Here is an 18527-nt window from a genome sequence, read left to right as displayed (position 1 = left end):
AATTTTGGGTAGAACTATAAAATACTAGTAAGCTAAATCTTCATTTAAATCATAAAGATCTAACATTGCGTGATGCTTGTGGTTGAATAAGTCTAACATATCATGTGCGATAATTTCATTCTTTTCAATCCCAAGTGCAACCCCGCCTTTACCTTCAAGCAATAATTCAACTGCTTTTGAGCCTAAGCGGCTAGCTAATACACGATCACTAGCTGTTGGTGAACCACCACGAACAACGTGTCCTAAAACAGTTGAACGTAAGTGGAAATCGCCGTATTCAGAAAGTTTTTCTGAGAATTCATCGGCATGCATAACGCCTTCAGCCAAAACAATAATAGCATGTTTTTGGCCATGTTCGCGTGAAGCACGTAACTTTTCAGCAACGGCCTTAACGTCGAAATCACGTTCTGGAATAATAATATCTTGTGCGCCACCGGCTACACCAGCCCATAAAGCGATGTCGCCAGCGCCACGGCCCATTACTTCCACAACGAAAGTTCTTTCATGACTTGCAGCCGTATCGCGGATACGGTCAATTGATTCAAGAACTGTGTTAACAGCTGTATCAAAGCCAATTGTTTGATCTGTAAATGGAATATCGTTATCAATTGTTCCTGGAAGACCAATTGCGTTATAACCATGTTCAGTCAAACGAAGAGCACCGTGATAAGAACCGTCACCACCGATAACAACTAAAGCTTCGATACCGAACTTGTTGAGTTGTTCAATACCCTTCAATTGTCCTTCGACTTGTGCAAATTCTGGATAACGTGCTGAGTATAAGAATGTACCACCACGTTGAATCTTGTCTCCAACCGTAATTGGATCCATCTTGAAGATATCACCAGCAACTAAGCCAGCGTAACCATAATTGATACCATAGACTTCAAGGCCTTCATGCATTGCTTTTCTTGCAACGGCACGGACGGCAGCGTTCATACCAGGTGCATCCCCACCACTTGTCAAAATACCTATGCGTTTCATCTTTTCACCCCAGGCAAATATTTTACTTAAAAAACCGATTTGGTCTTTCAAAGTCACTAATATATTATCACTTTTCTGAAAAGAAGTCTTGTCTTTTCAGAAGTTTTTAACAAACTTATTTTCAAAACTAAACTAACTAAAGCCCTTTAAAATAACGTTTGTAGGCCCCAGTAAGGTTGTAAGCGCCGTCGTTAATTTTTCATCGTTCGCAATCCAATAGCGTTCGTTCAAAAGAATTGACTTCTTCGTTGCTGAATTATAGAGAATTACCGGGATTGGCCCTCGACTTTTTTCGAGTAGTTGGTACATTTTTTGTTGCTGTTCACGCGTTAAATCCGCAGATAGTCGTAAATAAAGCGTGGCCTTAGGCAACCCTTTTTGCGCTTGTTCCGCTAACATAATCTGATTACCGATAAGTTGCAACTCTTGGCGTTGTTCCGTCTTTCCTGTGACTAAAATCACTTGTTCTTTGGTCAGCCAATCTGCTACTTGCCGATAAACCGATGCAAACAGCGTAACACTAATCTCGCCGGTGGCATCTTGTCCCGTCACAAAAGCCATTTGCTCGCCTTTTTTCGTTCGAATCACCTTAATTCGGCGGACAAATAAGACTAGTCGGACATTTTGATTGGGTGCTAAGTCACTAACTTCCGGCACGTGATAGTACCGACGGACACGTTCATACTTTTCTACCGGATGCCCTGAAAGATAAGCCCCCAGGTACTCCGCTTCTTTGTCCAAGCGCTCCGTTAACGTCAAATTAGACACCGTTTTTTCTTTGGGTGCTAGAATTTCGAATAACGACATATTATCGCCAGCTAACTTAACACTATCCAATAAATCATCGAGATTCATCAAAAGTGCGTTGCGATTGGGATTAAATTGATCAAAGGCCCCACTGTAAATCAACGCCACTAGCGCCTCTTTTTTGAGATACTTCGCGTCTAGTCGTTGTAGAAACTGTAACACAGATTTGAACGGACCACCCGTTTGGCGCTCATCCAAAATTGCCGCTACAAAATCCCGTCGTAAACCCTTGATACTGTATAACCCAAAAATAATCCCGGCATCTGTCACCTTAAAATAACGCTGACTGAGATTAATATCGGGTGGTAAGACTGATAATTGTCGCTTCTTTGCTTCCGCTAAATACGTTTTAGTTTTTGTTCCTTGATTTAAGACGGCATTTAAAACCGCTGCGAAAAAGGCTTCTGGTTGATGAACTTTTAAATAAGCCAACCAAAAGGCAATTTTACTGTAAGCGACCGCGTGCGACCGGTTAAAACCATAGTTGGCAAACTGTTCGATATAGTCGTAGACCGTTGTCGCGGCTTGCTCGGTATGCCCTAAAGCCAGTGCGCCTTCGATAAACTTCGTTCGACTCGCATCAATCACCGCTTTTTTCTTCTTACTCATTGCCCGCCGTAAGATATCGGCTTCCCCTAAGGTAAAACCGCCCATCTTAGAAGCCGCCTGCATGACTTGTTCTTGATACACCAAGATGCCATAAGTTGGTTGCAAAATTTCAGCTAACGAATCATCCGGATAGGTCACCGGCACTTTGCCACTTTTACGATCGATGAAGGTATCAATATTTTCCATTGGCCCCGGTCGATACAACGCATCGGTTGCGACAATATCTTCAAAAGAAGTCGGCTTCAAGCGCCGTAAAACATTTTTAATCCCTGTTGATTCGAACTGAAAGATGCCGTTTGTATCGCCTTGTTGAAATAACGCTAGCGTTGCTGGGTCATCTAACGGAATATTTTGCGGATTAAAAGGCTGACCTGTTTGTTGGCTGACTAATTTAACAATATTCGCTAAAATCCCTAAGTTTCTTAGACCCAAGAAGTCAATCTTCAACAATCCTAGTTCTTCAACATTGCCCATTGGTAGTTGGGTTAACTCAATTTCATCGCCACCGCTTTGCAGCGCAACGGTTTCCGTTAATGGCGCTTGGCTCAACACAATTCCCGCCGCATGGGTTGAATAATGGCGTGGTAAGCCTTCAATTCGCTGCGCCGTTTCAAATAGTAAGCGATTTTGTTGAGAATCTGCTACGAGGTTCTTCAAAGCTTGCGACTGATCGTAAGCTTCTTGGAGCGTAATTTTTAAAACGTTTGGAATCGCCTTAGACCAAGCACTCATTTCAAATTGACTAAGGCCAAAGACCCGACCAACATCCTTTAATGCCATCTTAGCGGCCAAGGTCCCAAACGTAATGATTTGGGCCATGTGATTTTGCCCGTACTTTTGATAAACGTAATCTAACACTTCATCCCGACGGTTATCCGGGATATCCAAATCAATATCCGGCATATTGGCCCGGTTAGGATTTAAGAACCGTTCAAACAGTAATTGATACCGAATCGGATCAACATCTGTAATCCGTAGCGCATATGCCACTAGCGCACCGGCAGCCGACCCACGCCCTGGACCTGTCATAATATTTTGTTGGTGGGCGTATTGCATCACATCGGCGACAATGAGAAAATAATCGGCAAAACCCATCTCGTTGATGACCTGTAACTCGTAGTCTAATCGTGTCTGGTAAGTTTCTGGAATAGGCTGTGTCTTAAAACGCGCTTGCAAGCCCGCTTGACTCTGTTGCTTTAAATAAGTGGCGGCTGATTGCCCCGCTGGTGTCTCAAATTGGGGGAGCTGGGCCCGTTTGAACGATAAATCCACCTGACATTGAGCCGCAATTTTTTGCGTATTAGCGACGGCTTCTGCCAGTTGTAACGCTTCAAAGGCGGCCGTTGCCTGCTGCACATCTTCTAAAAAGTAGCCACCTGGCGCTTGCGGTGTTTGGAGATTAACCTGCGTACCCGCTTTAATATGTTGCAGGACTTGAACCGCAAATGCATCTTCCGGTTCTAAATACCGCACGTCCCCTAAAGCAACTAGCGGTACTGCCGTTTGCTGGCTTAATTGTCCCAGAGGCACTCGCTGTCGGCTAGCGGCTTGTTTAGCACTAATCCCTAGATAAAGACTATCTGCATCGACAACCGCCTTTAATCGCTCAATATAGGTCTGTGCTGCCGTTGCATCATTTTGCAATAACAGGCGCACTAACTCGCCATCTTGACTTGGTGTGATAACCACTAATTGCTGCAATAGTGATTGAACCGCCTCAAATGGGACTAATTCTGATTGCGTCATAATTTTCGTTGAAATTTTTAAAATATTTTGATAACCCGTTAAATTTTTGGCCAGTAAAATCAACGGAAACCGTTCGTCAGTCTGTATAAGTCCGCCAACTTCAATTGTGATCCCCAATAGCGGCTTAATATCAGCTGCTTTGGCAGCCTTATAAAAATCAACTAACCCATAGACAACGTTCTTATCCGTTAACGCTAAACTCTGATAGCCACGCGCTTTGGCGGCTGTTACTAAATCCGTAATTTTAGTGGTACTTTCTAAGAGCGTATAGGTACTCTTAACCTGGAGTTGCACAAATGCCAAGAACGCCCCTTCTTTCTGATGACAGATTCTAATAATTCCAGTATAACAAATTATTTCAAATGAATCTCGTTGTAAAACGTGTTACAATATCATAGAATTGCATGAAAGAAAGAAGGTCAATCATGAAATACGTTATGACGCTTTTTTGGACGCTAATCTTCGGATTCGTTGTCGGCTTCATCGGTTCTAAGTTAGTTAAATTGGACTTTAATGTTCAAGCAACGTTGACTGTCTCAGTCATCTTTGGGATTTTACTCAACCTAGTACCCCTTGTTTTACCTAAAGACCCAGCAGCATAAGACAAAAAAGGACGACTCAACATTTTCGTTGGGTCGTCCTTTTTTTGCTTTATTTTGTAATGTAGATGTATAAATGACTTGCAGAAAAGCCGGTATTAAACTTAACGCCATTTGAAGTAATGGTCTTCATTGTCGTTTGGTTGCTCTTCTTATTTTTCTTCGTAAACTTACTGAATTCAGACATGACTTTCTTAGAATCCGCACCAGTTGATTGTGCGAGTAACGCAAAACTCGTTCCGAATTCCTTTAAAGCCGCCTTATCCTTAAGTGCTTTGATTGGTGCGATTAAAGTAAGTCCCATCACATCTTGATCAGCAATTGCCCCTCGGATCACAACGTTATCAGTTTTCACCAATTGATGAACACCATCAGCTGGTTTTGCTGGTAATAATTGCGCCTTCTTAGCCGTTTTAGCTTGTTGCATAGCTGCTTGAACATCTTTTTGCGTTTGTTGGAGTGCCATTAGTTGGGCTGGTGCCAATTGACCGGCTTTAGCTGCTGCCGCTTGTTTTTGTAAACTTTGCGCTTTGGCTTGATCTGCCTTTGATAACGCCATACCAATGACAGCTTGATTATACTTATCGGCAATCGCTTGGTATTGACCAACAGCGTTGCCTGCTGCCACTGTAACTTTCTTTTCAATCGTCTTTGAGCCCGCTTTAGCCTTTAATGTGACCGTTTGTTGTTTGGTTGTTGTTGGTACTTGAACAACGTATGTGCCTTCTCTAACGCTTGTTTTATGCGTTGCGCCTTGGTCAATTTGATAGCTTAAGTGCGCCTTTTTATTAGTGGTACCTTTGACAACTGCGACCATCCCATTTTGATGGTAATTTGTTTTAGAAGTCGTTAACTTTGCTTGGCCACAGCCCGCTAGTAAACTAGCTAATCCCAAACTCACGACTAATCCAACTACTGTTTTTTTCATTTTTCGTCACCTTTTCATAGAAATTATCGTTAATGAGCTTTTAGCGTAACCCTTTTAGAACAACATTTCAAGTTAAAACGACGAGGTGTCACAAATATTTTCACCATACAAAAAGGCCACCGCAGATTCGATGACCTTTGTTAATCTTTTTATTTTAAGCCTGTTTTCTTTTCGTAACGATTGAACATAATCAATGCGACAACTGTAAAGAAGACTGGACCGGCAATTGACCAGAATGTTTGGCCAAGGTTACCGTCGATTGCAGGTTGAATAATTGTGAAGACGTTGGCGAACCCAACTGTGAACATCACCATCCAAACACAGAATTTGTAGAAGGTTTTACCCTTATAAATCGTGAATGGCTTTTCGATACTGTTATCCTTCTTAAAACCAAAGAAGGCAAAGGCAACGAATAAGTATGGTAATGTCATTGAAACGTTTGTCATGGCTGTTAAAATTTCGAAGAACTTAGCAGCACTCTTACCACCAAAGGCAACAAAAGCGATAATCACGATTACAATCGCAGCTTGAACAATCATTGCGTTAACTGGCATATTGTGTTTGTTCTTCTTAGCAAATGACTTAGGCCATAATTCAGCTGGTGTGCCTTCGATAATCGTCTTAAGAGGTGAGAAAATTAATGTAAAGAATGCACCACTAAGTGCAAGGAACATTGAAAGACCCATATAACGACTTAACCAAATCCCAACTTGAATTGCAGCATGTTGACTCATATGAAGTGCAAGTCCTAATTGGTAACCCATATTATTCATCGCAATATAAGCAACGTTCCCTAAAGTAACTTCGGCATTTGAGCCAGTTGCTTTGGCAAAACCGCCACCTGTTTTGAAGACGAAGTCCCAGTTAGTAAAGGTCCCCATCATGAAAATCCCAACGGCATAACCAATTGCAATTACGATTGCTGAAATTGCTAAGCCTTTAGGGAAGTTGACTTTAGCATTTTCTGTTTCATCAACTAACCCACCAACAACTTCCAAACCACCATATGCGAAGATTGCAAATACAACGAAACTAAAAACTTGAATCATTGATGTGTAACTTTCATTAGGTGATTGGAAAAAGGCCTTAGCCGTAATTGGTTGTGCTGTAACACCCTTGTTTAGGATCAGGATTAATAACCCACCTAAGAATAAGATCACATTAATCAATGTGATGGCTGATCCACCGATGCTTGTTACTTTTTTGACTTTATCAAGCCCTTTGGATGTGACAAAAGTAATCACAATAATCCAAATAATAGCAAGAATTCCTAATGTTTGCACACCATTGGTCAACCCAAAGAATGTCCAACTTTGCGTCTTATCAACCCCGAAAATAGCATTTGATAATGGAATCCAAATCCCGTTCCCAACGTTAACCATCCAAATGATGTATGACGCAAACCACATGAAAGTCCCAATAAAGGCAAATTTAGCATTGACGGATTTTTCCATCCAAGAATAAATCCCACCCTTAGCTTCACCAAAGGCAGCGCCCATTTCCCCGAGCATAAATGCATAAGGAATAAAGAAGGTTACAGCTGCTAAAACATACCAAAAAATTGATGCATATCCCATCAAGAAAAACGCTCGTGGAATATTTGTAAAACCAAAGACTGACGTGAAAATCATGAGAATAAGTGCCCCTAAAGTCAACTTACTCGTCTTTTTCTTTTCTGCCACCCCAAACACCTCTTTCAAATAGTTTAATGGTCTAAGAATAATAGCCATTCGCCTAATATTGTTTATTATTAAATTAATAACAAACTAACTAGTCATCTTTATTTTACGGTGTAAATCAGTTTAGGTAAACGCTCTATTTCGTTTTCTAATCTAATTATTTTAATTTTTAATCGAAAGTTAATAATCTTTTCAATTACTTATTTTTTATCAGCCGATTTTAAGGTTGCCGCTTGATCCTTTTTAACTGTTATCCGAATCGCAATCTTATAAACGACGCTCTGACAAGCTAACTTCAATAATGTTTTTTGGGTTTCAGTCACTAAACCATTAGCCGGCTTTGTCCCTTGTTCAAACGGGCTGTATTCTTCGTCTAGTTGATGAATCGCGTCTAAGAACGTCAAAATGAAGTAATCATAGAGTTGCTTTTCGTTACGATCAGTTGCTGTTTCCACTGACAGTAACCGACCGATTTCTTCAATTGAAAAATTAGTCTTTAATAACGCAATAATCAAGACCTGTGAGATTTGTTGCTTAGCATAGCGTTTCTTGTCCGGCGCAACGACTAGCCCCTTTTTTACGTAATTATTGATCATTGCAGCAGTGATTTCATCTAAATCCAATACTTCTAAATATTGATTGATATAACTAACCACTTGGTCCATATATAAATTCAAACCTGGCAGATCCGTCCAGCGGGGTAATTGTAATAGTTGTAATTGATTTAAGTCTCGTTTTAATAGCTCATTATTCATAATAATCAGCCTCCTTATATTTAATAATAAGTATACCATCATCTAGTTTCAAAAACCAGAATAAGGCATAAAAAAAGAGCTTCCCGAAGGAACCTCTTAACTAAGACTAGTCGTTAGCTTTTGGTGTAACAACTTGTTCGCCCTTGTAGAAACCTTTTGGTGAAACACGGTGACTTACACGGTATTCGCCATTAGTTGCATCGAATTGTACGTTTGGTGTGTTCAATTTGATATGTCCACGACGCATACGCTTCTTCGTCTTTGATGTTCTTCTTGCTGGAACTGCCATTATTTTCAGACTCCTTTATATCTTAGATTCATTAATGATATACCGAACTCAGGGAACTTAGCAAGGATTAAATCAATCTTTGCTAAATTGATTTAAAATCAATTAGACGTCCCACTACTTTTGTCCGCGACTTCTATAATACTATGTTTACGTAACAAGAGCAAGTTATTTCATAAAAAACAATCTACTCAACGAATTCAATTAAAACAAAATTCGAGATTGAAACTCATCATTTCAACCTCGAATTCATGTTTAATCTTATTCTCAATAAACACAAAGTCAATCACTGATTACTCGTAATTGTATAATACAAATCTTGATAAATCAATCATAATCCGACTATTTTGAAAAAGCTTCTTACAAAAATTAGTCAGTTACTTTGTTTTCAAATACTAATTGATCGTCTTTTAGACCAATTTCAACCGTTGTATTAGGTAAAACGTTTCCGGCAATGATTTCTTTTGCCAATGGCGTTTCAATCCGGTTGGTAATATAGCGCCGTAATGGTCGTGCCCCGAACGCTGGATCATAACCTTCTTTAGCCACCCACAACTTAGCGTCTTCAGAGATCGTCAATGTAATTTCTTGATCTGCTAAACGATGTGATAAATCAGCCAACATCTTAACTACGATTTGTTCGACATTTTGTAAGCTCAACGGTGTAAACATAATCGTATCATCAATTCGGTTCAAGAATTCTGGCTTGAATTTCGTTTGAATCAAGGCTTGAACGCTATTAGCTGCTTCTTTTGAAATTTGACCTTGCTCATCAACGCCATCCAATAGAATTTCAGAACCAAGGTTAGAAGTCATGATGATAATCGTATTCTTAAAGTCGATTGTCCGGCCTTGTGAGTCGGTTAAACGACCGTCATCTAAGACTTGTAAAAGAATATTGAAAACATCCGGATGGGCCTTTTCAATTTCGTCTAACAAGACGATTGTATAGGGATTACGACGAACAGCTTCCGTTAATTGACCGCCTTCTTCATAACCGACATAACCAGGTGCCGCCCCAACAAGTCGTGATACCGAGTATTTCTCCATATATTCACTCATATCGATTCGGACCATGTGTCGTTCAGAATCGAAGAGGTCTTCCGCTAAAGCCTTAGCTAATTCCGTTTTACCAACCCCAGTAGGGCCTAAGAACAAGAATGAGCCCAAAGGTCTATTAGGGTCTTGCAAGCCAGCACGCGCTCTTAAAACGGCATCTGTGACCGCATCAACAGCTTGGTCTTGACCGATTACCCGTTCATATAAATGATCGGCTAATTGTAACAGTTTTTGCCGGTCACCTGCTACTAATTTAGCGACTGGAATCCCGGTTTGCGAACTAACAACTGTCGCAATTTCATTTTCGGTAACTGATTCTTGAACCATCCAATCCTCTGGCTTTTCAGCCTTTTCAAGGTCAGAAAGATCTTGTTCCAATTGTGGAATGGTGGCGTGTTGCAATTTAGCAGCTGTTTCCAAATCGTAGTTACTTTGGGCATCTTCTAATTGCCGTTTTGCTTGGTCTAATTCTTCCTTTTTGTCGTTAATCTTGTTCAGATCAGCCTTTTCGGTTTCCCAACGCATCTTCAAGCTATTCGTCGTTTCCCGTAAATCAGCTAATTGTTTTTGCGTTTCGGCTAACCGTTTTTGTGAAGCCGCATCCGTTTCATTCTTCAATGCCGCTTCTTCAATTTCCAATTGCATTAATTGCCGCGTCGCTTGATCGAGCTCAGTGGGTTGCGAATTCATTTCAACGTTGATATTAGCACTCGCTTCATCGACTAAATCGATTGCCTTATCAGGTAAAAAGCGATCTGTGATGTAGCGGTTAGATAACGTTGCAGCGGCTACTAAGGCATTATCGTGAATACGAACACCGTGGAAAATTTCGAAACGTTCCTTTAACCCCCGCAAAATACTAATTGTATCTTCAACAGTTGGTTCTTGAATTAACACTTTTTGGAAACGTCTTTCGAGCGCTTTGTCTTTTTCAATATTTTGACGGTATTCATCAAGCGTTGTCGCACCAATCATGTGTAACTCGCCACGAGCTAACATCGGTTTCAAAAGATTGCCGGCATCCATGCTGCCTTCAGTCTTCCCAGCACCAACGATTGTGTGAATTTCGTCGATGAAAACTAAAATCCGCCCTTCGCTCTTCTTAACTTCTTTTAAGACCGCCTTGAGTCGTTCTTCAAACTCACCACGATATTTGGCACCTGCAATTAGGCTCCCCATATCAAGTGAGACGATGGTTTTATCCTTTAAGTTATCAGGCACGTCTTTTCTAACGATACGTTGGGCTAACCCTTCAACTATCGCTGTTTTACCAACACCGGGTTCGCCGATTAAAACTGGGTTATTCTTGGTCTTTCTAGAAAGAATTCGAATGACGTTTCTAATTTCTTCGTCCCGACCAATCACGGGATCCATTTTGCCTTCACGAACAGCCTTCACTAAGTCTGTGCCATACTTTTCAAGCGCTTGGTAGTTATCTTCTTGGTTTTTAGATGTCACACGCTCGCCTCCTCTTAATTTGGTAATAATGTCTTTTAATTGTTTAGTCGTCACGTTATTTTTTTGTAAGAATTGTACTAGCGGGTTGTACTTTAACTTCATCAACCCTAGGATAACCGTTTCAGTTGATAAGAATTCATCTTGAAATTCTTGCATGTAAGTTTGAGCCGCATTTAAAACTTGATAGAGATTTTGTGAAATATTTTGACCATAGTTTGTTTGACCTTCAACTGTTGGAATCGTATCAATTTCGCGATCAATTTCACTTTCAAGTGTGGTTAAATCAATTCCCGCTTCCTGATAGATTTGCCGCCCCAATTGTTGAGGTTGAATTAAATACTTAAATAAATGTGGGACATCGATTTCTGTTTGATGACGCGTTTTTGCAATATTCTGTGCTTCTGCAATTGCATCTTGAACAGCTTGTGTCATTTGTTCTGGATTCATAAACGTCATTCCTTTTTAAGTTTATTTTTTGAATTAAATGTCAATAATGATTGACTAATTCTATAATAGTCAAAATAGGTCAAACATTCAAGGTTAATGCTCAAAAATAGGACTTAAGTCTAATAAAAAAAGAGGTACCAACCAAAATAAATTCGGTCGATACCTCTTATTTAAATTAAACTTCTTTGGACTGCATTAATTGCTTCATTTTAGCATTCATTTCATGTAATTCAGCTTCTTTATCAGCCAATAGTTTATCATAGACCTGCTTTTGTTTAGCTTGTTCTGCTTCAACCGCGGCTTTAATTTTTGCTTCTTGATCTTGTTCTAGGTCCGCTTTTTCTTTAGTCCATTGCTTTTGCGCCTTACGTTGGCTCAATGAACTCCCAGTTGCGGCTAAGAATGTGATAATCGCACCGATTAAAAGCGACACAACGATCACAATGATCAAGGGCCAATCAACCGTTGTAAAGCCAAAATTAATGGCAACTGGATCAACATTCAAAACGGCAAAAACCACCACGATTAGTGCGAGAATTAAAATTGTAATTAAACGACCTTGCTTTTTCATCATACAACCTCCTATTTCTTGTTAAACAAATTACCAGCGACGTAGTCACCAATATGGGGTGCCAATTGATAGAATTGAGCGCCTAGTGACATCAACCACGGTGCGTTAATTTCGCGCTTAGGATGCCCAATAGCCCCCACAATTTTGTGTGCGAGTTGATCTGGATCAAGCACGATCCAGTTAACCGATTTAAGATAGTTACCAGTTTGATCAGCAATATCAAAAAAGGCGGTATCAATCGGCCCTGGATTAACGGTCGTCACTTGAACCCCAAAGGGTTTCAATTCAAGCCGTAATCCATTCGAGTAGCCTACAACGGCAAACTTAGTCGCTGAATAGATTGCTGATTTAGGTGTCGCCATCTTACCAGCCATTGAGGCAATGTTAATGATGTGCCCACGTTGTTTTTCAATCATCTGTGAGCCAATGGCCCGCGTCAAATACATCAACCCCAAGACATTCACTCTAAACATCTGTTCCACCAAAGGCATTGGTGTGGCGAGTGCTTCTTCAAAGTGACCAAAGCCAGCAGCATTCACTAAAACATCCGGCGTCCCCACTTCTGCTGTTAATTGTGCAACAACCGCTTCAATCGCTTCTGGGTCACTGACATCTAATTGGTAAGCATAAGCTGCTTGACCAGAGAGCCGTTGACATTCGTCACGAACTGCCTCTAAGGCCGCTTGACGCCGTGCTAAAACGACGACAATGGCACCTTTGCTAGCTGCTTCATAGGCAATCGCCCGGCCTAAACCTGACGAGCCCCCTGTGATGACCACAATCTTTTGTTTTAAGTCTTGTAACGCTGCTAAACTTTGCATTTTAATTACTCCTTCCGACCATGAAATGGAATATCATACAAATCTAAATCGCTAACGACACGGGTATTTTTGAAAATATCGCGGGCATCGTTTTGTAATTCACGCACAGCTTGGCCTAAATAACGGGCTGAAATATGCGTGAGTAATAACCGTTTGACATGTGCTGTTTTGGCCACCTTGGCCGCATTGATATTCGTTGAGTGGTAGTATTGACGCGCAATTTTTTGTTCTTGCTTGCCAAATGTACTTTCATGCACTAAAACGTCGGCATTTTCTGCCAAGCGCGTGATGGCTTCACAATTGCGAGTATCACCAATAATAGTCACAATCCGCCCTTTTTGTGCATTACCAATGTAGTTACGACCGTCAATTTCACGACCGTCACTCAACGTCACGGTTTCACCGTTTTTAATCCGGGCATAAACGGGACCTGAAGGAACACCGTCTGCTTGTAGTTTTTCAACCTGTAATTCACCAGGATGATCTTTTTCAACGATTCTAAAACCGTAACTTGCAATCCGGTGATCTAATTTTGCACATTCGACCCGGAATGTTTTGTCATCAATAATGACACCATTTTCTGGTAATACAACGAACTTCAAGGTATACGTTAAATGACTTTCGGAAAGTTTTAAACTTGTCCGAACGTATTCTTCCGTTCCTTTGGGGCCATAAATCGTCAACGGTTCGTCGCCACCTTGAAATGAACGGCTCGATAAGAAGCCCGGTAGCCCGAATAAATGATCACCATGTAAATGCGTTAAAAAGATTTTCTTAACTTTCCGTGGTTTTAACGTTGTTTTAAGAATTTGGTGTTGCGTTGCTTCCCCAACGTCGAATAACCACACTTCATTCCGTTCATCCAATAATTTTAATGCAATACTCGTGACGTTACGTTGACGGGCAGGAACACCCGCACCAGTACCAAGAAATTCTAATTCCATCTAACTCTTCCATTCTATATTAAATTTAAATCAATTACTGCTTAACTAACGCTTTTGTAACGATGGCCGCATATTCTTTGACACCAACTGGATTTGGATGCACTTGGTCATCATAGAACCAGTCGCCATGTTTTCTTGCTTGATCGTACCAGTTGATAATCGTTAGATTGGGATACTTCTTAGTGGCCCCTTGTAGCATTTGATTAACATCATTTTGCCAAGGTCGTGTTGGCACGTATGCGTTTAGCCAAAAGACTTTACGTTGACTGCCAATGGCGGCCATAAACTCGTCTAACTGGGCTTGCGTAAATGAGCCATTGGTTCCTAAACTAATTAAAACTGTATCGCTAAGCGCACCTTTTTGGGCGTAACTATCAACGACTGGCGTACTCTTATTCAATTGGCGACCAACAGACGCATCCACCAACATATTAGGGAACAGTGTTTGTAACGTTTTACCAGCATCGAGCAATACAGAATCCCCGATTGCTGTAATTGGCATCGATTGCGCTTTTTGCAATTCAACCTGCGTTAATCCGTACTTCTCATATTCTTGGTTAACTGGGTGTTTTTGTGCCGCTGCTTCGGCCTCTTTATCAGCTTGTGCTTTTGATTTAGCCTTTTTCTGTTGCTTATTTTGAGCCTTGGCTTTTTCAACTAAGGCTTTATTACGGGCATCATTTTCTTTTTTGTTCTTTTGAATATTTACCGCAAGTGCCGATTTATGCGCATCTGGCGCTGGCTGCCCCGGTGCTTGAATCGCGCCGACAAGTCCGACTAAAAAGACAATTGCCATCCCAAAGACTAATCCGGATTGCCGATTCAACGTTGGATGTTTAACAAATTGACGCATTCTCTGGCCTAATTCTTGATATGGATAGTGGGCCAATGGTTGTTCGATAAAACGATACGATAATTCTGTCAATGCGAAAATAATCGCCACTTCGATCACTGGGTATAAAACCGGGTGTGCAGCAACATTTTTAAAGATACCCTCAAAGAAAATCATCACTGGGAATTGATACAAATAAATCCCATAACTGCGTTTCCCTAACCAATTGAAAATCGGATTGGTTAACAGGCGATTCCAATCTGAGCCAGGATGTGCAACCACTGCTACCAAGACACAGATTAGTAAACTAAAGATGAACAATCCACCCCGATAAACAAAGGCACTTTCCGCATTCATCTTAACCATTAAGACCAACATCGTAATGGTACTCAAAAGACCGATACCATCTAACGTCCATCGTTGACGTGGAATAATTTTTTGTTTCAAAGCTGTCGAAGGCCAAATGAAGGCTAATGCAGCCCCTACCAAAATCGAGAACATCCGCGTATCTGTCCCGTAGTAAAGCCGACTTGGATCCGCATTTGGGTGGTATAAAATCGCCATCCAGATAGCAGAAATCAAGCCAACACCTAGTAAAACACGTGCAATCCGGCCTTTATTCTTAAGACCGATAATCAATGCAACGACTACAAACGGCCATAAAAGATAGAATTGTCCTTCAATCGAAAGCGTCCATAAATGTGTAAATGGTGATTCATTATTAGCAAACCGATCAAAATAGGATTGACCGTGGCCAATTTGCCACCAATTATAAACGTACAAAATATTAGTGATAATAATTTGATTTAAGTTATGCAACATCTGCCGTTCAAATAAGGTAATGTACGCTCCTGTCGCAAACAACATCGTCAACAAACCCGGATAGAGCCGCTTAACACGTCGTAAATAAAAACTCTTCAAATTAATCCAATGATTCTGCTCCCATTCTTGGACCAGCAAATCCGTAATCAAATAGCCCGAAACCACCATGAAAATCGGAACGCCCAGATACCCACCTGTAAAAGTGTACGGCATCAAATGATACAAAATAACTCCGATAACCCCAATAGCTCGTAATCCGTCAAACCCAGTAATATAACGACTGTTATTTAAGCGCTTTTTCCCTGCCATTTTCTCAACCTACTCTATATTCTAATATAAAACATTATAGCAATGTTTCCCACCACTGCCTACTTGAAGCTCTTTTTTATATTGATGCTATAGAAAAAGGAAGAATCCAGAGTCGAATTTCTTCCTTTTTGAACCCTATTATTCGACAAATTCAAACGTAAAGTTATCAATTGCCACTAAATCGCCATCATGAGCGCCTTTTTCACGTAACGCTTCGTCAAGTCCCATAGAACGTAATTGACGGGCAAAACGCATCACACCATCTTGATGATCTAAGTTACTCATCTTGAAGAGACGTTCAACCTTCTCGCCTGTGATGTAGAACGTACCGTCTTCATCTTGTTCGACGTTAAAGGCTGGGCCTTCTGGTTGATATTGATAAAGTTTTTGTGTTTGTGCTTCTTCAACATCACCCATTGGGAATTCTGCTGTTTCAGCTAATAAATCGGCTGTCTTGTTCATCAATGGTTGAACACCTTGATGCGTAATACTTGAGATTTCAAAGATCTCATGTGTATCGCCAGCCGCTGCTAATTTTTGTTTGAATTCAGCTAATAATTCAGCTGAGCCAGGTAGATCCATCTTAGTTGCCACAATCACTTGTGGGCGTTCCAAGATTTTTGGATCATATGATTCTAATTCATGATTAATTTGTTGGTAATCTTCATATGGATCACGACCAGTTTGATCATCCATTTCGATTAAATGTAGGACAACACGTGTCCGTTCAACGTGGCGTAAGAATTGAATCCCTAAACCAACACCATCTGAGGCCCCTTCGATCAACCCTGGTAAATCGGCTAATACGAAATCACGGCCATCATCAAGTTGGACCATCCCTAAGTTAGGTACCAATGTTGTAAATTGGTAGCTCGCAATCTTAGGTTTAGCACTTGTGACAACAGAAAGTAATGTTGATTTCCCAACAGATGGGAAGCCAACTAAGCCGACATCGGCTAAGACTTTCAATTCGAGTTGGATGCTGCGTTCTTGGCCTGGTTCGCCGTTTTCAGCAATTTCAGGGGCACTATTCTTAGCGGTTGCGAAATGCATGTTGCCACGGCCACCACGACCGCCCTTTGCAATCACTAATTCTTGACCATCTTCCGTTAAATCGCCTAACAATTCATTTGTGTCGGCATCACGGACAGTTGTACCAGGTGGCACTTGGACAAATGTATCTTCGGCACCGCGGCCATACATTTGCTTATTCTGACCGTTACCACCACTATTGGCTTTAAAGTGATGACGGTAGCGGAAGTCCATTAATGTCCGTAGACCTTCATCTACGACTAGAATGACACTACCACCACGACCACCATCGCCACCGGCTGGTCCGCCAAGTGGCACAAACTTTTCACGACGAAATGCAACAGCACCATCGCCGCCTTTACCAGCTTTCACATCAATTTTGACTTGATCTACAAACATTATTTTGACTCCTTCTCGTTTCTAAACAGTACCTTATATACTACCTAAATTTAGGCTAAAAGTAAACAGACAACGTCATAATCAATCATAAAGTCCTCTAAATTAATGATTTTTAAGTAAAAAAAGAAGACGCATTAATCATCGTCTTCAGTATAACGCTTATTGAACATTCGGGATTAGTTTAAATGAACTCCAAGGTTTTAAGTATTTTAATAGGAATAACTCGTCTGGTGCAATCTGCCCCACAACGTTTACCCGACCATCATTGGGCATTGCTTGAAGCGCGATTTGGGTTTCACCTTTATATTGGCCATAGCCAACATTATCAATCAAGATATCGCCCCGTTTGATATCAACCGTATTATGGGCTGCAAATGGTAAGTCTTTATAAATGACCCGGGTCATTGTTGAACGCAGGATGTATTCAGAACGGTCACCACGATAACTGTGTAAGCTTTCAAATAATACTTTGCGTTCATCAGCCGTAATATCGTCGGCCACATCAATCATAATCGCTGGGAATTCTGCATTAAAGACCGTTTGCATTGTTTTTAGTTCTGCTTCGGAAGCATATGCATTTCCAACAATAATGTCATCGATATTATCCATTAACATATAATGTTTCATTTGGGTCGCCATCGCTAAATCCCGATCGACTTCCATCGTTGGTAGACCATCTTGTGTTGGCCAAGGTCCAAAAGTGGCTTCATGCGAATTAACAAAAGCAGCCGTATTTAAATTATACTGTGCAAATTGCGCTGTACATTGATTAAAGAAGTCTTCCCCTAAACCGGAATAACGATGTGGATAGAAGTTATGACACCCCAATAAGTTAGCCCGTTTAGGTGAAAAACTCATAATATTGTCAACATAGCTTGTCCCTTGACTCATATTAATTTCGATTTTAAGGTCGTATGGATTACGAGTCATCTTCGCTTCTTCTTGACCTGTAAACCCGTTATCTAAACGAATCCCCCAAGCACCTAATTCATGGAAGAAACTTAAATCATCATAGGAAATACCAAGTTGTTCAAACAAACCAGGATTAATATCAATCATCACTTGCATCCCTAATTGGTTTGCATAATCAACCACGCGCTTGAAATTAGTAAGCACCGCATCTTGATCACCACTGACTTCTAATAATGATGTGAAGACCCGTTTAAAGCCGTATTGATGTGCAAGGTCTAGATAAGCCGCATCCTTTTCAAAAGTTGATCGTTCTGGATAAATTGAAACGCCTAATTTTCCCATGTCTATTACCTCCTAAAAATTGGGCTATACCGCCCTAACATCTTTTAGTTTATCATAGATGACTCATCAATGAAAACCTTTACACAATTATAAATTCAGTTCTCTTTAAATTCATTTGATTGTTTTTGAACGTTTTTGAAATATTTTGGTTGCTTTTTATTGTAAACGATGACATAATGAATGCAC

Annotated in this window: 14 protein-coding genes; 1 reads left to right on the top strand and 13 read right to left on the bottom strand. The window is 40.7% G+C overall.

Features of this window, described 5'->3' with window-relative positions; translation table 11 throughout:
- Positions 1–24: 24 nt before the first annotated feature.
- Together pfkA and dnaE are read right to left on the bottom strand one after the other, a co-directional pair.
- Positions 25–984: a 6-phosphofructokinase gene (gene pfkA / locus ACPBEH_RS01265; RefSeq protein WP_011374735.1), complete on the bottom strand. Its 960-nt coding sequence runs from the start codon at positions 982–984 to the stop codon at positions 25–27.
- Positions 985–1116: 132 nt separating this feature from the next.
- Complete coding sequence (gene dnaE, locus ACPBEH_RS01260; protein ID WP_424349427.1) at positions 1117–4449, bottom strand: DNA polymerase III subunit alpha; 3333 nt, start codon at positions 4447–4449, stop codon at positions 1117–1119.
- Between the two features lie 122 nt (positions 4450–4571).
- Between dnaE and ACPBEH_RS01255 the strand changes: the two genes are divergently transcribed.
- Positions 4572–4748, top strand: coding sequence for a YjzD family protein (locus tag ACPBEH_RS01255; protein WP_011374737.1), 177 nt, complete (start codon positions 4572–4574; stop codon positions 4746–4748).
- A 49-nt stretch (positions 4749–4797) separates the two neighbouring features.
- Here ACPBEH_RS01255 and ACPBEH_RS01250 read toward each other — a convergent pair whose 3' ends face one another.
- The 11 genes from ACPBEH_RS01250 to ACPBEH_RS01200 all read right to left on the bottom strand — a co-directional run bounded on the left by ACPBEH_RS01250 (position 4798) and on the right by ACPBEH_RS01200 (position 18341).
- A complete protein-coding gene (locus ACPBEH_RS01250) occupies positions 4798–5673 on the bottom strand; it encodes a hypothetical protein (RefSeq protein ID WP_424349426.1) in 876 nt (291 codons plus the stop codon).
- Positions 5674–5822: 149 nt separating this feature from the next.
- The gene (gene yjeM / locus ACPBEH_RS01245) at positions 5823–7355 is read right to left on the bottom strand and encodes a glutamate/gamma-aminobutyrate family transporter YjeM (protein ID WP_424349425.1); all 1533 of its coding nucleotides are present in this window, start codon (positions 7353–7355) and stop codon (positions 5823–5825) included.
- 197 nt (positions 7356–7552) lie between these two features.
- Positions 7553–8107, bottom strand: coding sequence for a DUF1836 domain-containing protein (locus ACPBEH_RS01240; RefSeq protein ID WP_112206218.1), 555 nt, complete (start codon positions 8105–8107; stop codon positions 7553–7555).
- 106 nt (positions 8108–8213) lie between these two features.
- A complete protein-coding gene (gene rpmF, locus ACPBEH_RS01235) occupies positions 8214–8396 on the bottom strand; it encodes a 50S ribosomal protein L32 (protein WP_004270395.1) in 183 nt (60 codons plus the stop codon).
- Positions 8397–8762: 366 nt separating this feature from the next.
- Positions 8763–11357, bottom strand: a complete 2595-nt coding sequence (gene clpB, locus ACPBEH_RS01230) for an ATP-dependent chaperone ClpB (protein ID WP_424349424.1) — start codon at positions 11355–11357, stop codon at positions 8763–8765.
- 175 nt (positions 11358–11532) lie between these two features.
- Positions 11533–11931 carry a LapA family protein gene (locus ACPBEH_RS01225; protein WP_424349423.1) on the bottom strand — a complete coding sequence of 133 codons (399 nt, stop codon included), beginning with the start codon at positions 11929–11931 and terminating at the stop codon, positions 11533–11535.
- Between the two features lie 8 nt (positions 11932–11939).
- Positions 11940–12749, bottom strand: a complete 810-nt coding sequence (locus tag ACPBEH_RS01220; RefSeq protein WP_424349422.1) for an SDR family NAD(P)-dependent oxidoreductase — start codon at positions 12747–12749, stop codon at positions 11940–11942.
- A 5-nt stretch (positions 12750–12754) separates the two neighbouring features.
- On the bottom strand, positions 12755–13693 hold the full coding sequence (gene rnz / locus ACPBEH_RS01215) for a ribonuclease Z (protein ID WP_424349421.1): 939 nt from the start codon (positions 13691–13693) through the stop codon (positions 12755–12757).
- 34 nt (positions 13694–13727) lie between these two features.
- Positions 13728–15656, bottom strand: a complete 1929-nt coding sequence (locus ACPBEH_RS01210; RefSeq protein ID WP_424349420.1) for an acyltransferase family protein — start codon at positions 15654–15656, stop codon at positions 13728–13730.
- 138 nt (positions 15657–15794) lie between these two features.
- Positions 15795–17087 carry a GTPase ObgE gene (gene obgE / locus ACPBEH_RS01205; protein ID WP_011374746.1) on the bottom strand — a complete coding sequence of 431 codons (1293 nt, stop codon included), beginning with the start codon at positions 17085–17087 and terminating at the stop codon, positions 15795–15797.
- Positions 17088–17246: 159 nt separating this feature from the next.
- Positions 17247–18341 carry a DUF871 domain-containing protein gene (locus ACPBEH_RS01200; protein WP_104964088.1) on the bottom strand — a complete coding sequence of 365 codons (1095 nt, stop codon included), beginning with the start codon at positions 18339–18341 and terminating at the stop codon, positions 17247–17249.
- Positions 18342–18527: the final 186 nt, after the last annotated feature.

It is taken from the genome of Latilactobacillus parasakei (assembly GCF_049674265.1).
In the GTDB taxonomy this organism is placed as follows: Bacteria; Bacillota; Bacilli; order Lactobacillales; family Lactobacillaceae; genus Latilactobacillus; species Latilactobacillus sakei.
This window is presented reverse-complemented; position numbering and strand designations above follow the sequence as displayed.

What these genes read in the sequence shown, in the direction of transcription:
- pfkA (WP_011374735.1), bottom strand. Translation starts at nt 984, where the DNA reads ATGAAACGCATAGGTATTTTGACAAGTGGTGGGGATGCACCTGGTATG.
- ACPBEH_RS01255 (WP_011374737.1), top strand. Translation starts at nt 4,572, where the DNA reads ATGAAATACGTTATGACGCTTTTTTGGACGCTAATCTTCGGATTCGTT.
- ACPBEH_RS01250 (WP_424349426.1), bottom strand. Translation starts at nt 5,673, where the DNA reads ATGAAAAAAACAGTAGTTGGATTAGTCGTGAGTTTGGGATTAGCTAGT.
- ACPBEH_RS01240 (WP_112206218.1), bottom strand. Translation starts at nt 8,107, where the DNA reads ATGAATAATGAGCTATTAAAACGAGACTTAAATCAATTACAACTATTA.
- rpmF (WP_004270395.1), bottom strand. Translation starts at nt 8,396, where the DNA reads ATGGCAGTTCCAGCAAGAAGAACATCAAAGACGAAGAAGCGTATGCGT.
- clpB (WP_424349424.1), bottom strand. Translation starts at nt 11,357, where the DNA reads ATGAATCCAGAACAAATGACACAAGCTGTTCAAGATGCAATTGCAGAA.
- ACPBEH_RS01225 (WP_424349423.1), bottom strand. Translation starts at nt 11,931, where the DNA reads ATGATGAAAAAGCAAGGTCGTTTAATTACAATTTTAATTCTCGCACTA.
- ACPBEH_RS01220 (WP_424349422.1), bottom strand. Translation starts at nt 12,749, where the DNA reads ATGCAAAGTTTAGCAGCGTTACAAGACTTAAAACAAAAGATTGTGGTC.
- rnz (WP_424349421.1), bottom strand. Translation starts at nt 13,693, where the DNA reads ATGGAATTAGAATTTCTTGGTACTGGTGCGGGTGTTCCTGCCCGTCAA.
- ACPBEH_RS01210 (WP_424349420.1), bottom strand. Translation starts at nt 15,656, where the DNA reads ATGGCAGGGAAAAAGCGCTTAAATAACAGTCGTTATATTACTGGGTTT.
- obgE (WP_011374746.1), bottom strand. Translation starts at nt 17,087, where the DNA reads ATGTTTGTAGATCAAGTCAAAATTGATGTGAAAGCTGGTAAAGGCGGC.
- ACPBEH_RS01200 (WP_104964088.1), bottom strand. Translation starts at nt 18,341, where the DNA reads ATGGGAAAATTAGGCGTTTCAATTTATCCAGAACGATCAACTTTTGAA.